Source organism: Streptomyces sp. NPDC127595, assembly GCF_042671685.1.
Classification (GTDB): Bacteria; Actinomycetota; Actinomycetes; order Streptomycetales; family Streptomycetaceae; genus Streptomyces.
This window is the reverse complement of the sequence record NZ_JBHXWK010000002.1, coordinates 201,450-219,195: the sequence shown is the minus strand read 5'-3', so window position 1 is coordinate 219,195 and position 17,746 is coordinate 201,450. Positions and strand designations below refer to the sequence as shown.

15 protein-coding genes are annotated in these 17,746 nt (G+C 71.3%); 8 read left to right on the top strand and 7 right to left on the bottom strand.

Translation table 11 applies throughout. The features are described from left to right. Positions 1-2: 2 nt before the first annotated feature. The 3 genes from ACFVKT_RS07450 to ACFVKT_RS07440 form a co-directional block, all read right to left on the bottom strand. A complete protein-coding gene (locus ACFVKT_RS07450; RefSeq protein WP_385728585.1) occupies positions 3-440 on the bottom strand; it encodes a roadblock/LC7 domain-containing protein in 438 nt (145 codons plus the stop codon). Next, positions 437-2,971 carry a nitrate- and nitrite sensing domain-containing protein gene (locus ACFVKT_RS07445; RefSeq protein ID WP_385728583.1) on the bottom strand — a complete coding sequence of 845 codons (2,535 nt, stop codon included), beginning with the start codon at positions 2,969-2,971 and terminating at the stop codon, positions 437-439. The genes ACFVKT_RS07450 and ACFVKT_RS07445 overlap by 4 nt, the downstream gene beginning before the upstream one ends. A 62-nt stretch (positions 2,972-3,033) precedes the next feature. Beyond that, the gene (locus ACFVKT_RS07440; RefSeq protein WP_385728581.1) at positions 3,034-3,807 is read right to left on the bottom strand and encodes an MHYT domain-containing protein; all 774 of its coding nucleotides are present in this window, start codon (positions 3,805-3,807) and stop codon (positions 3,034-3,036) included. Between the two features lie 152 nt (positions 3,808-3,959). On the opposite strand from ACFVKT_RS07440, the gene ACFVKT_RS07435 reads away from it, so the two are divergent. Further along, positions 3,960-4,559 (top strand): class I SAM-dependent methyltransferase, encoded by a 600-nt coding sequence (locus ACFVKT_RS07435; RefSeq protein ID WP_385728579.1) that lies wholly within the window; start codon positions 3,960-3,962, stop codon positions 4,557-4,559. A gap of 4 nt (positions 4,560-4,563) precedes the next feature. Here ACFVKT_RS07435 and ACFVKT_RS07430 read toward each other — a convergent pair whose 3' ends face one another. Beyond that, entirely contained in the window at positions 4,564-5,322 is a 759-nt protein-coding gene (locus ACFVKT_RS07430; protein ID WP_385728577.1) for an alpha/beta fold hydrolase, read from the bottom strand. 109 nt (positions 5,323-5,431) lie between these two features. Between ACFVKT_RS07430 and ACFVKT_RS07425 the strand changes: the two genes are divergently transcribed. The 3 genes from ACFVKT_RS07425 (at position 5,432) to ACFVKT_RS07415 (ending at position 7,435) form a co-directional block, all read left to right on the top strand. Continuing rightward, entirely contained in the window at positions 5,432-5,974 is a 543-nt protein-coding gene (locus ACFVKT_RS07425) for a PadR family transcriptional regulator (protein ID WP_385728575.1), read from the top strand. 152 nt (positions 5,975-6,126) lie between these two features. Further along, a complete protein-coding gene (locus tag ACFVKT_RS07420; RefSeq protein ID WP_385728573.1) occupies positions 6,127-6,441 on the top strand; it encodes a hypothetical protein in 315 nt (104 codons plus the stop codon). A 139-nt stretch (positions 6,442-6,580) separates the two neighbouring features. Further along, entirely contained in the window at positions 6,581-7,435 is an 855-nt protein-coding gene (locus ACFVKT_RS07415) for a hypothetical protein (protein ID WP_385728571.1), read from the top strand. A 196-nt stretch (positions 7,436-7,631) separates the two neighbouring features. Here ACFVKT_RS07415 and ACFVKT_RS07410 read toward each other — a convergent pair whose 3' ends face one another. Continuing rightward, on the bottom strand, positions 7,632-7,814 hold the full coding sequence (locus ACFVKT_RS07410) for a hypothetical protein (RefSeq protein ID WP_081223009.1): 183 nt from the start codon (positions 7,812-7,814) through the stop codon (positions 7,632-7,634). Between the two features lie 330 nt (positions 7,815-8,144). On the opposite strand from ACFVKT_RS07410, the gene ACFVKT_RS07405 reads away from it, so the two are divergent. The 3 genes from ACFVKT_RS07405 to ACFVKT_RS07395 all read left to right on the top strand — a co-directional run bounded on the left by ACFVKT_RS07405 (position 8,145) and on the right by ACFVKT_RS07395 (position 13,709). After that, positions 8,145-10,997 carry a DEAD/DEAH box helicase gene (locus ACFVKT_RS07405; protein WP_385728569.1) on the top strand — a complete coding sequence of 951 codons (2,853 nt, stop codon included), beginning with the start codon at positions 8,145-8,147 and terminating at the stop codon, positions 10,995-10,997. Beyond that, on the top strand, positions 10,994-12,277 hold the full coding sequence (locus tag ACFVKT_RS07400) for an SWF or SNF family helicase (protein ID WP_385728567.1): 1,284 nt from the start codon (positions 10,994-10,996) through the stop codon (positions 12,275-12,277). Before ACFVKT_RS07405 ends, ACFVKT_RS07400 begins: the two co-directional genes overlap by 4 nt. Before the next feature lie 88 nt (positions 12,278-12,365). Beyond that, positions 12,366-13,709 carry an esterase-like activity of phytase family protein gene (locus tag ACFVKT_RS07395; protein WP_385728565.1) on the top strand — a complete coding sequence of 448 codons (1,344 nt, stop codon included), beginning with the start codon at positions 12,366-12,368 and terminating at the stop codon, positions 13,707-13,709. Positions 13,710-13,778: 69 nt separating this feature from the next. On the opposite strand, the gene ACFVKT_RS07390 is transcribed toward ACFVKT_RS07395, so the two are convergent. Beyond that, complete coding sequence (locus tag ACFVKT_RS07390) at positions 13,779-14,402, bottom strand: hypothetical protein (RefSeq protein ID WP_385728564.1); 624 nt, start codon at positions 14,400-14,402, stop codon at positions 13,779-13,781. 487 nt (positions 14,403-14,889) lie between these two features. Further along, positions 14,890-16,056: a xylose isomerase gene (gene xylA / locus ACFVKT_RS07385; RefSeq protein WP_385728562.1), complete on the bottom strand. Its 1,167-nt coding sequence runs from the start codon at positions 16,054-16,056 to the stop codon at positions 14,890-14,892. Between the two features lie 204 nt (positions 16,057-16,260). On the opposite strand from xylA, the gene xylB reads away from it, so the two are divergent. Further along, the gene (xylB, locus tag ACFVKT_RS07380) at positions 16,261-17,706 is read left to right on the top strand and encodes a xylulokinase (protein WP_385728560.1); all 1,446 of its coding nucleotides are present in this window, start codon (positions 16,261-16,263) and stop codon (positions 17,704-17,706) included. Positions 17,707-17,746 lie beyond the last annotated feature (40 nt).

Sequence of the window (17,746 nt, the reverse complement as noted above, 5' to 3'; positions counted from 1 at the left end):
GTTCATCCGGATGCCGGCGGCTGCGCGCCGACGCGCGCCGGTGTGTAGAGGTGCTCACCGACCCGCTTGACCAGCAGTGCCATCTCGTACGCCACCAGGCCGATGTCCGCTGTCACGGCGGTGAGGACAGCGAGGCATGAGCCGTCGCCCGCGGCCGCCACGAACAGGAAGCCGTCGTCCATCTCGACCATGGTCTGCCGTACTCCCCCGGCACCGAAGTGCCGGCCGGCGCCCTTGGCCAGGCTGTTGAATCCGGAGGCGACGGCCGCGAGGTGTTCGGCGTCCTCGCGGCGCAGCGCGGTGGACGCGCCCACCGCGAGTCCGTCGTTCGACAGCACCACCGCGTGCCGCACCTCGGCCACGCGCAGCACCAGGTCGTCCAGCAGCCAGTCGAGTTCGCCGGACTGCGGGGCGGCCCTCATGTTCGGATCCTGGATCATGCGGGGTCTCCTTCGCTGCTGTCGTTGCCCGCTTCGGGGTCGGGTGTGGCACGGAGGCCGGGCGACCGGCCACCACCGCGCGCCCAGCCGTCGCGGTAGGCCGACATGCGGTCCCGTACGAGTTCGGGGGTTCGCTGGTCGTCGGTCCCGCCACCCGGCGTTTCGACCGGCTCTTCGGAGCGCTGTTCGCGCAGCTGGGGCGCGAGACTCGCCTGCCGCACGCGCCGGGGGAGATCGTCGGACTCTTCGGGGTCCTCCGGAGGCCGGTGCAACCGCAATGTGGTGACTCCGGGGGGTGGGTTCTCGGGCGAACCGTTCACCGGGGCTTCCACACCGGTCGGTATGGGGGGCACCAGTGCGGGCCGCTCGGTGAATGTCTGGACGGAGTCCGGTTCCGGCGCGGCCGACACGCGCGCGTACTCGCGTTCCGCGGGCCTCTCCGTGTCGGTCCTGCGGGGGGAACGTTCCGCCGCGCCGCCGTGCAGCAGGGTGGTGGGCAGCAGAACGACCGCGGTGGTGCCGCCGTAGGGCGAGGTCCGCAGGTGCACCTTGATGCCGTGCCGGGCCGCAAGCCTGCTGACGACGAAGAGGCCGAGCCGGTCGCTGTCGAAGAGGTCGAGCGCCTCGGACTGCTCGATCCGCCGATTGGCCTCGGCGAGCGTCTCCTTGCCCATGCCGAGGCCCCTGTCCTCGACCTCCACGACGTAGCCGTTGCCTACGGGCTCGCCGCTGACACGGACTCGGGTGTGCGGCGGCGAGAACTGGGCGGCGTTCTCGACGATCTCCGCCAGGAGGTGGGTGAGGTCGGCCACCGCGCCACCCACCACCGGCGCTTCGGGGAGTTGTCGTACCTCCACGCGCGCGTAGTCCTCGACTTCGGACACGGCCGCGCGGACCACGTTCGTCAGCGAGACCGGCATCCGCCAGGCACGGCCGGGCGCGGCCCCGGAGAGGATGATCAGGCTCTCCGCGTGGCGCCGCATCCGGGTGGTGAGGTGGTCGAGCCGGAAGAGGTCGCTCAGCTCGTTCGGGTCGTCGGACCTGCGCTCCATGCTGTCCAGCAGGCTCAGTTGACGGTGGACGAGAACCTGGCTGCGGCGGGCGAGATTGACGAAGACCCCGGAGATTCCGCCGGCGAGCTCGGCGCGTTCGACGGCGGCACGAAGGGCGGCTCGGTGCACAGTGCCCAGCGCCTCGGCGACCTGTCCGGCCTCGTCCTCCGCGGGTGGGCCGGGCGGGGCCTCGGCGCGGACGTCGATCTCCTCACCCGCGCGCAGTTTGCGCATGGCCTGCGGAAGTTTGCGGCGCGCGATCTCAAGGGCACTGTTGCGCAGGCTCACCAGCTCGACGACGAGTCCGCGTCCGATGCGTACCGAGATGACGAGCGACGCGGCAACCGCGCCGAGCCCGAGCAGAACGGCCGCGCCGGCCGGAGTGAGCACCCCGCGTGTGAACGGGTCGGCCCGGTCCGCGACACCACGGGCCGCGTTCTCCTCGATGGTCCGCATCGCGCTCTGCACGCGCGCGTGGGCGGCGCTCCAGTCGGCTTCCGGCGCGGCGGCGATCGCTTTGCCGCCGCCTTGGGCCGCGAGCACCTTGTCCTCGACGGCGCGCACGTTCTCGTACGCGCTCCCCTCCGCGAGGTTGTCCCAGGCGGTTCGTTCGGGCCCGCCCAGATCCGCCACCGCCGCGTCGGTCAGTGTTCGGCGGGTGTCGACGGCCCCCGTGAACAGCCGCAGTCGCTCTCCGTCGAGAGTCCTGGCGAGCCGGGCGCTGGACAGCACCGCGTCCTCCTGGGCGAGCGCCTCGCCCGCCCGGGAGAATTCGAGCAGCACGCGCGCGTCGGAGCCCAGTTCGGCGTCCTGGATGCCGGTGAGCGCGCCGTCCACGGCGTAGGCCGTCGTGATGGTTTCGGTGTAGGTCCTGTACGTGTCGTCCCAGCCCGTACGGCGGTCCAGTACGGCGGCGCGCAGGGATCGCAGTCGCTCGGCTCCGGTGACGAAGGCGTCGAGGCGCGCGGCCACTCCGGCGGGCAGGTCCGCGCCGTCGGCCACGGTGTTGTGCTCGCCCAGCCGCAGCTTCGCGACCGCGCGGTCGGTGCGCCTGGCCAGCTCCTTGACGTCGTTCTCCTGCGCGGCGGCGGGGGCGGTCGCGTACCGGACGGCGGCCGCTCGTTCGGTCTGGAGCGCGGCTACGGCGGCGTCGACCGGTGCCCGGACCGTCGAGTCCACGCTCTGCAACTGCCGTAGCCGTGCGACGTCCTGAGCGGTCGTCACTGTGGCGTACGCCCACAGCGCGAGCAAGGAGACGACCGGCACCATCAGCAGGCAGACGATCTTGGCCCGTACTGTGCGGGGACGAATGCGCCACCCGACCGCGCGTGGGGGTGCTTCCGGCGGCGCGTCAGTGACGGTTTCGTCGGCGTCCGCGCGCTCGTCGGCGGGCGGGCCCGCGTGCGCGCGACGGCCTCGCGCCGGGGGCTGGGGCGACGGCTCGGTGCCGGTTTTGGGGGTCCTACGGGGTGTACGCATGGCCTCCTCGCTCGGATGGTTTCGGCTCGTGCCTGCCGGCCTGTCGTGGCCGGGGGCCGCCGTTAGCGGGCGATGGACTCGACCGGTCGCTGGGCCGACGCGGATGCCTCGCGCTCACCGGTCGTCGGCGACAGGGCGACGAACGCCGATGTCAGGAAGAGATAGGACCCGAGGCCGACGGCGAGGGGGAAGATGAACTGCATCGCCGTGGCCCCGGGCAGGGCCTCGCCGGAGGGGCTGACACGCACGCTCACCGCGATCATTCCGGTGTAGTGCATGCTGCTGACGGCTCCTCCCATGACGAGGGAGGCGACGGCGACCGCCACCGGCGACTTGATGTTGAGTGCCGCCCACAGCGCCGCGGTGGCGGCGACCACGGCGATCACGACAGAGAGTCCGACAAGGGCCGGGTCGTAGTGCACGTCTCCGTGCAGCCGCAGAGCGGCCATACCCAGGTAGTGCATGCTCGCGACGCCAAGGCCGGTGGTGAGCCCGCCGATGGCGAGGGCCCGACCGCGGTCGCGGCCGTAGCCGACGGCGAAGACGCCCGCGCCGACGACGACCATGGCGACGAGCAGGCTGACGATGGTCAGCGGCACGTTGTAGCGCATTTCCGTACCGCTGACGCTGAAGCCCAGCATCGCCACGAAGTGCATCGTCCAGATGCCGGTGCCGATCGCCGAGGCCGCGGTGAGGAGCCAGTTACGGCGCGAGCGCCCCGTGGCACCGAGCGCGCGGACGGTGCAGCGCAGCCCCAGGGCGGCGCCGATACAGGCCATCGCGTACGACAGCACGGGTGTGAGCCAACCGAAGGTGGCGTGGTCCAGGTGTCCCATGGCTCAGGGACGCTAGTCCGGGCAGGGGCGCACAAAGGGGGCGCATTTCGAAAGGTGTTGAAATATGACGGGGAGGTGCAACTGAACGATCGCGTCCCGCTCGAACGTGTGCGCCGGGTCGTACTTCGTGTCGGTGAGGGATCATGCGGAACATGAGCGACCACCACACACATGTCCAGGAATTCTTCGGGGCACGCGCGGCCGACTGGGACGCCCGGTTCCCCGACGACGGCCCCGCGTACGCGGCAGCGGTCGCCGAACTGGGACTGCGCGAGGGCGCCCGCGTGCTCGACGCGGGCTGCGGAACCGGGCGGGCTCTGCCGCCATTGCGAGCGGCCGTGGGGCCGTCCGGAGTGGTCCTGGGGGCCGATCTGACTCCAGCCATGCTGGAGGCCGCCGTGCGGGCCGGACGGGACCGCGAGGGGCAGCTACTGCTCGCGGATGTCGCCGGGCTGCCGCTGCGCGCCGAGTCGCTGGACGCCGTGTTCGGGGCGGGCCTCATCGCCCACTTGGCCAACCCCGCGGAAAACCTGCGGGAGTTGGCACGAGTCGTACGGCCCGGCGGGACTCTGGCACTCTTCCACCCGATCGGCCGGGCGGCGCTCGCGGCCCGCCAGGGCCGGCGGATCACTCCGGACGACCTGCGCGACGAGGCGAACCTCCGCCCCCTGCTGGCCGGCTCCGGCTGGGACATGACGTCGTACGTGGACGAGGACAGCCGATTCCTCGCACTGGCCGCACGCCGCGCCTGACGCCTCAGGCCCTTCCGGCGACCTCCGCCACAAAGGCATCGGGGTTGTCGAACATGATGTTGTGCCCGGCACCGGTCACGGTCACCACGCGCACTCCGGCGGCCTCCAGCCCCTCCCTGCCCGGGAGTTCGCCGCTCAGCTCGCCCTGGAGACAGACGCGGTCCACCGCCAGGTCCCGGAGCATGTGGCGCATCGTGGGTTTCGTGCCCCGCGCCAGTCCGGTCGCCGTGCGGTGCAGGGCGCGCGGGTCGGCGAGGCGCATGGTGGCCACCCAGGAGGGGCCGGCCTTGTCGAGCACGCGCGCGTGGCCGCCGTTTTCGACGTAGTCGGCCTCCTCGTACGAGGTGATGCCGCTACTGCCCGTCGTACCCGGAGGGTACGGGTCGAGGTTGGCCTCCGCGAGAACCAGCCTCGAGACGAGCTCGGGCCGCCGGTGGGCGAGCACGATGGCGACGGCGCCGCCCATGCTGTGCGCGACGAGCTCCGCCCCGGTGACGCCGTCGGCGTCCAGAACGGCCGCCAGCGCGTCGGCGTGGTCCTCCAGTGTGTAGGCAAAGTCGGCGGGCCTGTCGCTGATGCCGTGGCCGGGCAGATCGACGAACAGGGTGCGGCGGCCCGCCAGTTCGGGCCGGGCCGCGATGTGCGCGAAGTAGACCGTCGACGCCGCCCCGAGCCCGTGGACGTACACGCGCGCCGGTTCGGAACCCGCCGTCTCCGTCCAGCGGATCCGGCTTCCCTTGCCGTCGAACTCGGCCTGCTTCATCACTCTCTCCCTTGCGCCGCTTCAGCGTTCTTTCGCGCCTTCAGGAGAATACATCGGATCCGATGTATAGATGAAGCGATGTACAGCGAGTGTGCGACAGAATGTGGGCATGCTTGAGCTGGCCATCCTCGGCTTCCTGTACGACACGCCGCTGCACGGCTATGAGCTGCGCAAACGCATCACCGCGCTGACAGGTCACGTGAAGCCGGTGGCCGAGAGCACCTTGTATCCCGCGATCAAGCGACTGGAGCAGGCAGGCCTGCTGGCCCGGGCGACGCAGCCCGGATCCGTCGCGGCCCCGCGTCACGTCCTGACACTCACCGAGGAGGGCAGACGAGAGCTGCGCCACCGGCTCGCGGAACCGGTACGGCGCGATATCACCGACGAGAACCGCTGGTTCTCCGTGCTCGCGTTCCTCAGGCATCTGGAGGACCCGGCGGCGCAGGCCGTCGTACTGCGGCGCAGGCTGGCCTTCCTGGAGGAGCCCGCGAGCTTTTTCTACGAAGGTGACAGACCGCTGCGCGCCGAGGAGGTGGACGATCCCTTCCGGCGCGGCATCCTCACCATCGCTCGGGCCACCAGCCGGGCCGAGCTGGCCTGGCTGCGGGCCACGATCGACCAACTCGAGGAGAGCGGCGAAGGAGACGGGTGAGGTGCATGCGGGTCACCCCGGGAGGGTGCCTGGTCGTACCGCTTCACCGGCCCGACCCTCTTCTGCCGCCGAGGCTCCAACTCCACGTTGAGTAGCATTAGTTGACCGGTGAGCGACGACCCCCTCGGGTCGTCACGGGGGAAGGCGGCCAGATGTCCGGAATATTCGGCAGACTCCGCAAGGCATGGCGCAAGAAGACGGCCGAGGCGTCCGAGGAAGGACAGCCCGCGACACGACGGCCGGTGAAGGCTCGGCACAACCTGTTCGAGGCGGCTGCGGCGTACGTGTCGGCGTGCGCGGAGGACGACCAGGACCGGCTCGAAGAAGCCGCGGCCTGGGTGTCGCCGGAGGCCCTGTCGTTCGGCGTGAACGAGCTCGCCTGCCGGGCTGTCATCGCCCTGGCCCGGGAGCGCGACGAGTCGCCGCAGACGGTGGCCCGGACACTGCTCGGACTGCCCGCCGTGTGACGGGTGCGAGGGCCCCGGACGGTCGATTCGCCCCTGTCCGCCCGGATAGCCGCAGCTCCACCGGCGCTTGGCACTCGTGACAAGCGCCTTCCGGTCGCATTAGGGTGCGCCGACGGACACAGGCAATGGGGAGGCTGGGATGGCCGGGACGGACGATGACGCCATCGCCGCCGGGGACGACGACGCGCTTTATGTGCTGACGGCCGTACTGCTGACCCCGGCGAAGTTCCCCAGTGTGCTGGGGGACGACTACCCGGCGGCCTGCGCGGCGCTCGACCTGGCACCCCTGGCCGACGGGTACGGCCTCGTGATCGGCCAGGACGGCGAAGGCGCGCGATGGACCGTCGTCATCGACGACGTATCGCTCGTCGCCGTCGCCATCGCCTCCTGGGACTGCGGTATGGAGCACGATCTGTCGCCGGACGAGCGCACGGTCGTCTCCGCGCTGCCCGGCTGGCCCCTCGAAGTCGCCGTCGCGGCCCCGGGGGTACCGGCCCCGCACGACCCCGGGCCCGAGCTCACGGAGCGACCCCCACTGCGCCCCCCGGACACCACTATCTGGGGTCCGGCTCAACGGCGCCTCGGCGCCGACGAGATCGCGCTGCAGTGGGCGACCTGGCGGGAGCAGATCGACGACGCGGATTTCGTGAAGCCGGACGGCGACGCGACCACCGAAGAGACCCCTCAGGATCCTCCGGACCAGGCCGAGAGCACCGACGGCGAGGCACTCAGCGGTGTCCGCCGGGTCCTGGCGGAGGCCCGCTCCTACGTGGACACGCCACCTCCGCTCGGCCGCGTCCGCTCGGCCTTCGCCACGAGCGAGGCGCGGACCCTTCGCGCCGACGGCCCGGGCTGGTCCCTGGTCGCCAGGACCGACGACATCGCTTTCGTCCTCCTCGACGAGGAGCCCGGAGAAGTCCTGCCCATCGGCCGCGGTCCGGAGCTGCCCGGCCTCCTGGACGCCCTGGACAAGATGGCGGTACGCCCCAGCTGAGCGGCCCCGGCCCGCGATACCCGCATGCCATGGTCCTCGTGGGGTGAGCGTCCCAGGCTTCCATGCCGCCGCCGTACGGAGCCAGGGGGAGCAGCGCGCACAACCCCGCTCGCGGACGGAGCCAATGGCAGGCCCGCGAGCGGTGCTGTGGTCGACTCCGACGCGCTGGGCGGAGGCGTCACCGGTCGGTGGCGGATCAGCGACCGATCTCCTTGCGCGTGACGCGGCGCAGCCTGCGCCGCTGCGAGGGGTCCAACGCCAGATATGCGGCCGCCGGGACTCCTAGCACGATCAGGAAGGCGGCCCACCAGGGCAGCCAGATCAGCAGGATGAGCCCGACCGCCACACCCCCTGCGGCGATCTTCGCGTTCTTCGACATGTGTCGCCTCCTTCGCGGCTAATGCCGCTCTCTGTCCTGAGAACGGGTCCACGCCTCCCACGGTTCCGGACCGGGACCCTGATACGACCCTGAGGCCCGACCCCTAGCCAACCCTGAGAAGCTTCCCCGCCCTCGCGCACGTGGCGCAGGGCCTGCCGACGGGAGTCGGCGAGTCCGGTATCCGTAGAGGGGATACCCAAATCTCGGCAGCGCGCGTTGTTCGGAGGCCGGGCGCGCCCGCATACAAGGCGGGCTTCTTGCCTCTCACCCCAGGTGCTGTACCCTCGGCGACCCGCCCCGGTAGTCAAATTTGAGGAATGCGCCATCGCTGTGCAGAGGATTCCTGCGGCAACTCCCGCCGAGATCACTGAACTGGCCCGCTGCTGTGCCGTTTTTGTACCCCCTGGCCCCTCCCGTGCCGCCGGCGTCGCCTTCTGGCATCCGGACGGCGACGCCCCTCCCGAGGTGGCGTCCGGTTCCCGCGAGGATCTGACCGTTGTCCTGCCCGTGGACGAGGACGTCGACCTCGTGACCGTACCCGCCGTGTTACTGTCCGTGCGCGCCGCTCTGCCGGTCCTCACGCGCGCGCGTGCCGCGGCGCAGGCGCAGCGGGCGACCTCGTTCTGGGGCGCCGCCGCCGTGCTCGCTCTCCAGTTCGCCGCGCGCGGGTTGCTGCTGCCCGGGCTGACCGCCGACGAGCACGACACCTGGCGCGCGGGGCCGCTGCCGCCGCAGGATATGGAGCGGATCCGTGAGCTGGCCGCCGCGATGCCGCCCCATGCGCACGCGGTGCCCGTGGACGGCGACGGACCGCTGCGGCTGCCCGCCCCCGAGCGGCTGCTGCGGGCCTTCCTCGACGCGGTCGCCGACGCACTGCCCCGCTCGCCCGCGGCTGCGCTCGCGGCAGGTGGTCCCGCCTTCGCGGCGCAGAAGCCCCAGCACGTGCCCGAGCAGCGCGCCTGGGCCGCGGACATCGCCGCGGCGCACGACTCGGACGTACGGATTTCGCTGCGCGTCGAGGTACCAGGGCTCGCGTCGGCCATGTCGGAGGAGACCCGGCTGCCGTTCCGGGCGGTGCCGCAGGTGCACAGTGTGAGCGATCCGACGCTCGTCGCGGACGCCGCTGCCGTCTGGGCCGGAGCCTCGCCCTTCGGCCCGCGCGCGCGGATGGCCGCCCTCCTCGCGCTGCGCCGCGCGGTCCGGGCCTGGGACCCGCTGACTCCCCTGCTGTCGGAAGCCGTACCGGACGCCGTCGAACTCAACGACGAGGACGTCACGGATCTCCTCGGCGAAGGCGCCCGCAAGCTGGCGGTCGATGGCATCGACGTGCACTGGCCGAAGGAACTGGCGCAGAAGTTGACCGCACGCGCGGTCATCGGCCCTCCGGACGACGAGGAAAGCCCGGCCAGAGCGTCGTCGGACGCACCCTCGTTCCTGTCCGCGGACGCCCTGCTCGCCTTCAACTGGCGGTTCGCGCTGGGCGATCAACAGCTCACCCGGCAGGAACTGGACCGGCTGGCCGAAGCGAACCGGCCCATGGTGCGGCTGCGCGACCAGTGGGTGCTGTTCGACCCGCATGAGGTACGCCGCGCCCAGGCACAGCAGGACCGCAAGGTCACGCCCATCGACGCGCTGAGTGCCGCTCTGACGGGCTCCACGGAGATGGACGGCCTCCGGGTCGACGTACGGCCCACGGGGTGGCTGGTAGCGCTACGGGAGCGGCTGGCGGACCCGGAGGGACAGGAGCCGGTCGGGCAGCCCGCTGCGCTCACCGCGACGCTGCGGGACTACCAGCTTCGGGGACTCAACTGGCTCGCCCGCATGACCTCCTTGGGTCTGGGCGGCTGTCTCGCCGACGACATGGGCCTTGGCAAGACCATCACGCTGATCGCCCTGCATCTGCACCGCCAGACGGACGAGTCGGCCGCGGGCCCCACGCTCGTGGTCTGTCCGGCCTCCCTGATGGGCAACTGGCAGCGCGAGATCGAGAGGTTTGCCCCTGGCACTCTCGTACGGCGTTTCCACGGCTCCCGGCGCAGCCTGGAGGGCCTGGCCGACGGGGAGTTCGTCCTCACGACGTACGGCACGATGCGGCTCGACGCGCCACGGCTCGCCGAGGTCACCTGGGGCATGGTCGTCGCGGACGAGGCCCAGCACGTCAAGAACCCCTACTCGGCGACGGCACGGGCTCTCCGCACGATCGGCTCACGCGCGCGCGTGGCGCTCACCGGCACGCCGGTGGAGAACAACCTCTCGGAGCTGTGGGCGATCCTCGACTGGACGACCCCCGGGCTGCTCGGCCGGCTCGGCACGTTCCGTACGCGGTACGCGCAGACCGTCGAGGGCGGCCAGGATCCTGCGGCGGCGGAACGGCTCGCCCAGCTCGTACGGCCGTTCCTGTTGCGCCGTCGCAAGTCCGACCCGGGCATCGCGCCCGAACTGCCGCCGAAGACGGAGACCGACCGGGCCGTGTCGCTCACCAAGGAACAGGCGGGGCTGTACGAGGCGGTGGTCCGCGAGACCCTCGCGGAGATTTCCGGCGCGGACAACATGGCGCGGCGGGGTCTGATCATGAAGCTGCTGACCGGGCTGAAGCAGATCTGCAACCACCCTGCGCAGTTCCTCAAAGAGGATCAGCCGAAGATTCCGGGCAGGTCCGGGAAGCTGGAGCTGCTGGACGAACTGCTCGACACCATCCTCTCCGAGGGAGCGAGCGTGCTGGTCTTCACGCAGTACGTGCGGATGGCGCGCCTCATCGAGAGTCACTTGGCGGCGCGCGGTGTGCCAACGCAGTTCCTGCACGGAGGGACGCCCATCAGCGATCGCGAGGCGATGGTGGACCGCTTCCAGGCGGGCGAAATCCCTGTCTTCTTGTTGTCGCTGAAAGCGGCCGGTACCGGGCTGAACCTGACGCGGGCCGAGCATGTCGTGCACTACGACCGCTGGTGGAACCCCGCGGTCGAGGCGCAGGCCACGGACCGGGCGTACCGCATCGGCCAGAGCCGGCCCGTGCAGGTGCACCGGTTCATCACTGAGGGGACCATCGAAGACCGGATCGCCGACATGCTGCGCCACAAACAGCAGTTGGCGGACTCGGTGCTCGGCGCCGGGGAGGCGGCCCTCACGGAGTTGACCGATGCCGAACTGGCCGACCTGGTGGAGCTACGAGGGGGCGCACGATGACTGATCGCGACAAGGAGCGCACCTTTGCCGCGCAGCCGCCGGCGCACGGGCGGGGATTCGCGCAGACCTGGTGGGGCCTGGCCTGGCTACAGGCCCTGGAAGACGCGGCGTTGGACTCCCAGCAGGTGAAGACGGGTCGCAGGCTCGCGCGTGCCGGGGCGGTGGGCGCCGTCTCGGTGCGTCCGGGGCGCATCACGGCCGTCGTACAGGACCGCGACGGCACCGCGCACCGGGCGGATGTGCTGCTTCAGGAACTGTCCGGAGAACAGTGGGACCGTTTCCTGGACATGGCCGTCGAACGCGCGGGGCACATCGCCGCGCTGCTCGACCGCGAGATGCCTCCGCATCTGGTCGAGGACGCGGCGGCCGCCGGAGTCGAACTCCTGCCGGGGCTGGGCGATCTGGAGGCGGAGTGCGACTGCGAGGCCTGGGACCACTGCGGGCACACGGCCGCGCTCTGCTACCAGACGGCGCGACTCCTGGACCAGGATCCGTTCGTCCTGCTGCTGATGCGGGGGCGGGACGAACGCACCCTCCTGGCAGAGCTTCAGGCGCGTGGCAGCGCGCCCGCACAGGAGCCGGCGGAAACGCCGAACCCTCCTCCGGAGGGCGTGAGCGCCGCCGAGGCCTACGCAGTCCGGGACATCCTTCCGCCGCTGCCAGCCGCTCCGGCGCTCCCCGAGAGGCCGGGGCAGCCGCCTTCTCTGGAGACGGAGGCCGCTCCGGCACCGGGAATCGACCCGGCCGCCCTGGAGTTCCTGGCCGCCTCGACCGCGCGCGAGGCGTATCGGCTGCTCGCCGAGGCACTCCGTCCCGGGCACGGACAGGGCTCGGTCGAGACGGAGTTGACGCTTGGCCAGGATGCGGTCCGGATGGCTGCCGACCGCCCGGAGAGTGCGATCGCCCAGCGACTCGCAGAGGGTTCGGGGCGCGTCGCCAGGGAGCTGGAACTCGCCGTACGAGCCTGGCGGTACGGCGGTGTGGCCGCGCTGTCCGTCCTTGAGGACGAGTGGACCATCGGGCCGGAATCGCTGGCACGCGCGCGTGCCGCGCTGGAGTCGGCCTGGGACGAGGACGATCGGCCGCGGTTGCGTGCCGCGCACAACCGCTGGAGCGCGGTCGGCGCTTCGGCGCAGCTGCGGTTGGGGCGCGACGGCCGGTGGTGGCCCTACCAAATGGAACGAGGTGTGTGGAGCCCTGCGGGGCCGGCGGTCGGGGATCCCGCGACGGCTCTCGCCCTGGCGGAAAGGGACCTGGGCGGTGATCCGACGAGTGGTTGACGCGCCACGTTCACCCAGAGATCATGCTGCGTTTGGTGCCGGGGCGAACTCTGGCCGCTGTCAACCAACTTGTGCCCCAGGAGGCCAAATGTTCCCGCACGCCGTCAGTCGGCGCCGCGTCCGCCGATCCGTCGCCGCGGGCGTGCCGCTCGCCGTGGCCGCCGCCCTCGTGGTGACCGGCACCGCGAGCGCGGAGGGCCACCCGGCGCAGCCGCGGGTGACGGGCACCGCGACGCTCGGCGACATCCCGCTGGGCACCTTCAGCAATGCGCTGCTGCCTGGCACGGTGACCGACGACCGGGGCGTGGACCTCGGTGGCATCGGCAGCGACATCTACCCGGCAGGGCGCAAGGGCGAGTTCTGGACGGTGACCGACCGCGGGCCCAACGGCCAGATCAAGGTGGACGGCACGAAGCGCCGCACGTTCCCGGTGCCCGGCTTCGACCCGGCGATCGTGAAGATCCGGGTGTCCGGTGACACCGTGAAGGTGCTCGACTCGATCCCGATCACCACGTCCGGCGGGAAGCCCGTCACCGGGCTGCCCAACCAGGCGGGGCGCGACGAGGCGCCGTACTCCTATGACGCGCAGACCCCGCTCACGTACAACCCGAACGGTGTCGACACCGAGGGCATCGTGCGGGCCGCGGACGGCACGTTCTGGCTCGTCGACGAGTACGGCCCGTCGCTGATCCATGTCTCCGCGCGCGGGAAGGTGCTCACGCGTTATGTGCCCAAGGGCCTGAACCTGACCGGCACGGACTACCCGGTGGTCGAGGCACTGCCGTCCATCCTGCTGCACCGGAAGACCAACCGTGGCTTCGAAGGGCTCGCCCTGCTCCCTGGCGGTGACCTGGTGCTTGCGGTGCAGAGCCCGCTCTCGCTGCCGGACGGCGACGCGGGAGACGCCTCGCTCACGACGCGGCTGCTGCGCTTCACGCCGAAGAAGCGGGCCATCACCGCCGAGTACGCGTACCGCTTCGACCCGGTCAACGTGGTCGACCCGAGCGAGGACGACACCTCTGAGCTGAAGATCTCCTCCGTGGTGGCCGTCGGCCGCGACGAGCTGCTCGTGGAGGAGCGCACGGACAAGGCCGCGCGTCTGCAGACGGTCAAGCTCACCAGCAGCGCGAACATCCTCGGCAGCCGGTGGGACACCGACACCACGTCGCCCTCCCTGGAGCAGCTCGACGACCCGGCGGCCTCCGGCGTCCCGGTGCTGCGCAAGCGGCTGGTCGTGGACCTGGGGACGGTCGCAGGGGTGCCCGGCAAGATCGAGGGCGTCGCGCGCGTGGACGACAGGACGCTCGCCCTGATCAACGACAACGACTTCGGGATGACCGACGGGACCGGCGCGTTCGACGCGCAGGGGCGGCTGGTGGACAGCGGTATCGAGACGACCGTCACCTACGTGCGGCTGCCTCGCGGTATCTGACCCCCAGGGAGCCGTTTTCGTGCGGCACGCGCGCGTGAGCTGTGGACAACGGCCACGCGCGCGTGCCGTTCACGTCAGCGGCTCGGTGAGCTTGTGGGTGCCGCTGCCGATGTCGGCGGCGAGGCTGCACGCGACCTTGTCGATGCCGATCTGGTAGCTGCCTGGATCCGGGTACTGCACCAGGGTGCCGCGTATGGTGCCTGCGGGCTGTTGGGCCGCCTTGCGTTCCAGAGGGGCTTCGCACAGGGTCGACGCGGCCTTCTGGAGAGCTGCGTCGGTCGTGTAGCTGCCGTTGAGTTCGGCCACCTTCACGACCTCGGCGTCATGCGGTGCGGCGCATGAGCGCTTGGCGGCCTGCCCGGGCTGACCGTCGCTCGTGTCGAAGCAGTCGCCCGTCCTCAGCAGATAGAACGGCATTTCATCTTCGGCCAGGTTCGAGAAAAGCGACTCCAGGCCGCTCGGCAGCTCCGACGGTAGCCCGCTGGGAAATTCCGAGGGCAGTCCGCTCGGTAGTTCCGAAGGCAGGGACGGCAGTTCGCTGGGGAACGCGGACGGGATGCTGAACGACGGAGTGGGCGACCGTGTGCTCCCGCCGCTCTCACTGGGTGACTTCTTGTCCTCGTCGCCGCCTCCGTTGGTGGTCACCAACGCCACGGCGACGATGATTCCGAGGCCCACGAGTACGGCGAGCACAAGGAACAGAGTGCCGCGGCGCCGTCCTCCACGGTGGCCGCCGGGTCCACCCGGCGATCCCGGCGATCCCGGCGGTTGCGGTGGCTGCCAGCCTCCCCCGCCCTGTCCCGGTGGCCGGCTGCCGCCCTGTGACGGTGGACCGTAGTAGTCGCCGGAGCCGCCGGGAGGCGGACCGTAGCCGCCGGAGTCGGCGGGTGGAGGCCCATAGCCTCCTGACGACGGTGGGCCGAAACCACCGCCTCCGGAAGGCGGTGGTTCTCCCGGTGGCCGAGGAGGCTGGGGCGGTAAGGGCGGCATGGCCATACCGTCAAGAGTCGCCTCGAACCGGTCACGAGGCGACCCCTGTGCGGAAGTTGATACGGACCCATGCCATGGACCGCACGATTCCGGAGGGTTCCGCGCGGAGAGCGCCGGAAAGCACCGCAGTCCGGCAGCAGGAAGCGATGGCCGACACCCGCCGAGCGCCGGCCCCCGGCGTCCCCGCGGATCAGCCTCGCGCGCCCAACAGGTGGTCCATGGCCAACTGGTCCAGCCGCTCGAAGGCCATCCCGCGCGCGGCGGCCGCCTCCACGTCGAAGTCCTCGTAGGACGTGCGGTCCGCGAGCAGCCCCTTCAGGCCGTCCGCGGCGGTGGGCTGCGCCAGCTCGTCCAGCCGCGAGGCGCGCAGTGCGTCCTGGACCTCGGGGTCGGCGCGGAAGGCGGCCGAACGCTCCCGGAGGATCAGGTAGGTGCGCATGCACCCCGCCGCCGATGCCCAGACACCGTCCAGGTCCTCGGTCCGCGGCGGCTTGAAGTCGAAGTGCCTCGGCCCCGCGTAACCGGCGCTCTCCAGGAGGTCGACCAGCCAGAACGCCGAACGCAGATCGCCCGCACCGAAGCGCAGGTCCTGGTCGTACTTGATGCCGGACTGGCCGTTGAGGTCGATATGGAAGAGCTTGCCCGCCCACAGGGCCTGCGCGATGCCGTGCGTGAAGTTCAGCCCGGCCATCTGCTCATGGCCCACCTCGGGGTTGACGCCGTACATCTCCGGGCGCTCCAGGCGCTCGATAAAGGCCAGTGCGTGGCCGACCGTGGGCAGCAGGATGTCGCCGCGCGGCTCGTTCGGCTTCGGCTCGATCGCGAACTTCAGGTCGTATCCCTGGGAGACCACGTATTCGCCGAGGAGGTCGAAGGCCTCCTTCATACGGTCCAGTGCGACACGTACGTCCTTGGCGGCGCCGGACTCGGCACCCTCGCGGCCGCCCCAGGCGACGTACGTCTGGGCGCCCAGCTCGACCGCCAGGTCGACGTTGCGGATCGTCTTGCGCAGCGCGTAACGACGTACGTCACGGTCGTTGGCGGTGAACGCGCCGTCCTTGAAGACGGGGTGCGTGAACAGGTTCGTGGTGGCCATCGGCACCTTCATGCCGCTCGCGTCGAGGGCCTGCCTGAACCGCTTGATGTGGGACTCGCGCTCGCTGTCCGAGGACCCGAAGGGGATCAGGTCGTCGTCATGGAAGGTGACTCCGTGGGCGCCGAGTTCGGCCAGGCGCTGCACCGACTCGACCGGGTCAAGGGCGGGCCGGGTGGCGTCGCCGAACGGGTCCCGTCCCTGCCAGCCGACGGTCCACAGGCCGAAGGTGAACCTGTCCTCGGGGGTGGGCTGATAGTTCATATCGCGGCTCCTTGCTGGCTCCGACTATTTCGTCATGGCGCTTAACAAATTAGTATGCGGAGGCATCCCTGGGAAGAGACAAGGGGCCCGAAGGCAGGGACAAAGCTGTCTTGAGGCAGGGACAAGGTGCGAAACCCAGGTCACAGTGGTCCTGGGCGCCCGAAAACAGGCCGACCCCGCGGAGCCGCGGAAGAGGGAGAACCGATGTCAGCAGCCGAGGGTCCGCTCGTCGTCGGGGTGGACTCGTCCACCCAGTCCACCAAGGCCCTGGTCGTCGACGCGTCGACCGGGCAGGTAGTGGCGAGCGGACAGGCGCCGCACACCGTCACCTCCGGAGCGGGCCGCGAGAGTGACCCGAGGCAGTGGTGGGACGCGCTCCGCGAGGCGCTGCACCAGTGCGGCGACGCGGCGCACGAGGCCGCGGCGGTGTCGATCGGCGGCCAGCAGCACGGCCTGGTCACCCTCGACGCCCAGGGCGACCCCGTACGCCCGGCCCTGCTGTGGAACGACGTCCGCTCGGCGCCGCAAGCCCGCCGGCTGGTGGACGAGCTGGGCGGCCCGAAGGCCTGGGCCGAGCGCACCGGCAGCGTGCCGGGCCCCTCCTTCACGGTCACGAAGTGGGCCTGGCTGGCAGAGCACGAACCCGACGCCGCCCGCGCGACCGCGTCCGTGCGCCTGCCCCACGACTACCTCACCGAACGCCTCACGGGACAGGGCACCACCGACCGCTCGGACGTCTCCGGTACGGGCTGGTGGGCATCGGGGACCGAGACGTACGACGACGAGATCCTCGCGCGCGTGGGCCTCGACCCCGCCCTGCTCCCCCAGGTGATCCGCCCCGGCGAGGTCGCCGGAACCGTGCACTCCAGGGGTGGGCTGCCCTTCTCCAGAGGCACGCTGGTCGCCGCCGGCACCGGTGACAACGCGGCCGCCGCCCTCGGACTGGGGCTGCGCCCCGGGACGCCGGTCCTGAGCCTCGGCACCTCGGGCACGGTGTACGCCGTTTCGACGCGGCGCTCCGCCGACCCGACCGGCACTGTGGCGGGCTTCGCCGACGCGCGCGGCGACTGGCTCCCGCTGGCCTGCACGCTGAACTGCACACTCGCCGTCGACCGCGTCGCCACGCTGCTCGGCCTGCACCGCGAGGCCGTCGAACCCAGCACGGGCGTCACGCTCCTGCCCTACCTGGACGGCGAACGCACCCCGAACCTGCCGCACGCCTCAGGGCTGCTGCACGGGCTCCGCCACGACACGACCGCCGGGCAACTGCTCCAGGCGGCGTACGACGGGGCCGTCCACTCCTTGCTGGGCGCCCTCGACCTGGTGCTCGACCCGGACGCCGACCGCTCCGCGCCACTGCTGCTCATCGGAGGGGGCGCGCAGGGTGCGGCCTGGCAGCAGACCGTACGTCGTCTGTCGGGCCGGCCGGTTCAAGTACCGGAAGCCAGAGAGCTGGTGGCGCTGGGGGCAGCCGCACAGGCCGCGGGTCTGCTGACCGGCGAGGACCCCGCCGCGGTGGCGCGCCGCTGGAACACCGCCCGCGGGCCCATTCTCGACGCCGTGGAGCGGGACGAGGAGACACTCGCCAGAATCGCCGGGGTACTCTCCGACGCGGCGCCGCTGCTGGAGCGGGAGCCGAACGGGAACTGACGCGGACCGCGCGAACTGACGGGCCGCACAAGGACGGAGA

What these genes read in the sequence shown, in the direction of transcription:
- ACFVKT_RS07450 (WP_385728585.1), bottom strand. Translation starts at nt 440, where the DNA reads ATGATCCAGGATCCGAACATGAGGGCCGCCCCGCAGTCCGGCGAACTC.
- ACFVKT_RS07400 (WP_385728567.1), top strand. Translation starts at nt 10,994, where the DNA reads ATGACTGATCGCGACAAGGAGCGCACCTTTGCCGCGCAGCCGCCGGCG.
- ACFVKT_RS07410 (WP_081223009.1), bottom strand. Translation starts at nt 7,814, where the DNA reads ATGTCGAAGAACGCGAAGATCGCCGCAGGGGGTGTGGCGGTCGGGCTC.
- ACFVKT_RS07435 (WP_385728579.1), top strand. Translation starts at nt 3,960, where the DNA reads ATGAGCGACCACCACACACATGTCCAGGAATTCTTCGGGGCACGCGCG.
- ACFVKT_RS07415 (WP_385728571.1), top strand. Translation starts at nt 6,581, where the DNA reads ATGGCCGGGACGGACGATGACGCCATCGCCGCCGGGGACGACGACGCG.
- ACFVKT_RS07440 (WP_385728581.1), bottom strand. Translation starts at nt 3,807, where the DNA reads ATGGGACACCTGGACCACGCCACCTTCGGTTGGCTCACACCCGTGCTG.
- ACFVKT_RS07445 (WP_385728583.1), bottom strand. Translation starts at nt 2,971, where the DNA reads ATGCGTACACCCCGTAGGACCCCCAAAACCGGCACCGAGCCGTCGCCC.
- xylB (WP_385728560.1), top strand. Translation starts at nt 16,261, where the DNA reads ATGTCAGCAGCCGAGGGTCCGCTCGTCGTCGGGGTGGACTCGTCCACC.
- xylA (WP_385728562.1), bottom strand. Translation starts at nt 16,056, where the DNA reads ATGAACTATCAGCCCACCCCCGAGGACAGGTTCACCTTCGGCCTGTGG.
- ACFVKT_RS07425 (WP_385728575.1), top strand. Translation starts at nt 5,432, where the DNA reads ATGCTTGAGCTGGCCATCCTCGGCTTCCTGTACGACACGCCGCTGCAC.
- ACFVKT_RS07430 (WP_385728577.1), bottom strand. Translation starts at nt 5,322, where the DNA reads ATGAAGCAGGCCGAGTTCGACGGCAAGGGAAGCCGGATCCGCTGGACG.
- ACFVKT_RS07395 (WP_385728565.1), top strand. Translation starts at nt 12,366, where the DNA reads ATGTTCCCGCACGCCGTCAGTCGGCGCCGCGTCCGCCGATCCGTCGCC.
- ACFVKT_RS07420 (WP_385728573.1), top strand. Translation starts at nt 6,127, where the DNA reads ATGTCCGGAATATTCGGCAGACTCCGCAAGGCATGGCGCAAGAAGACG.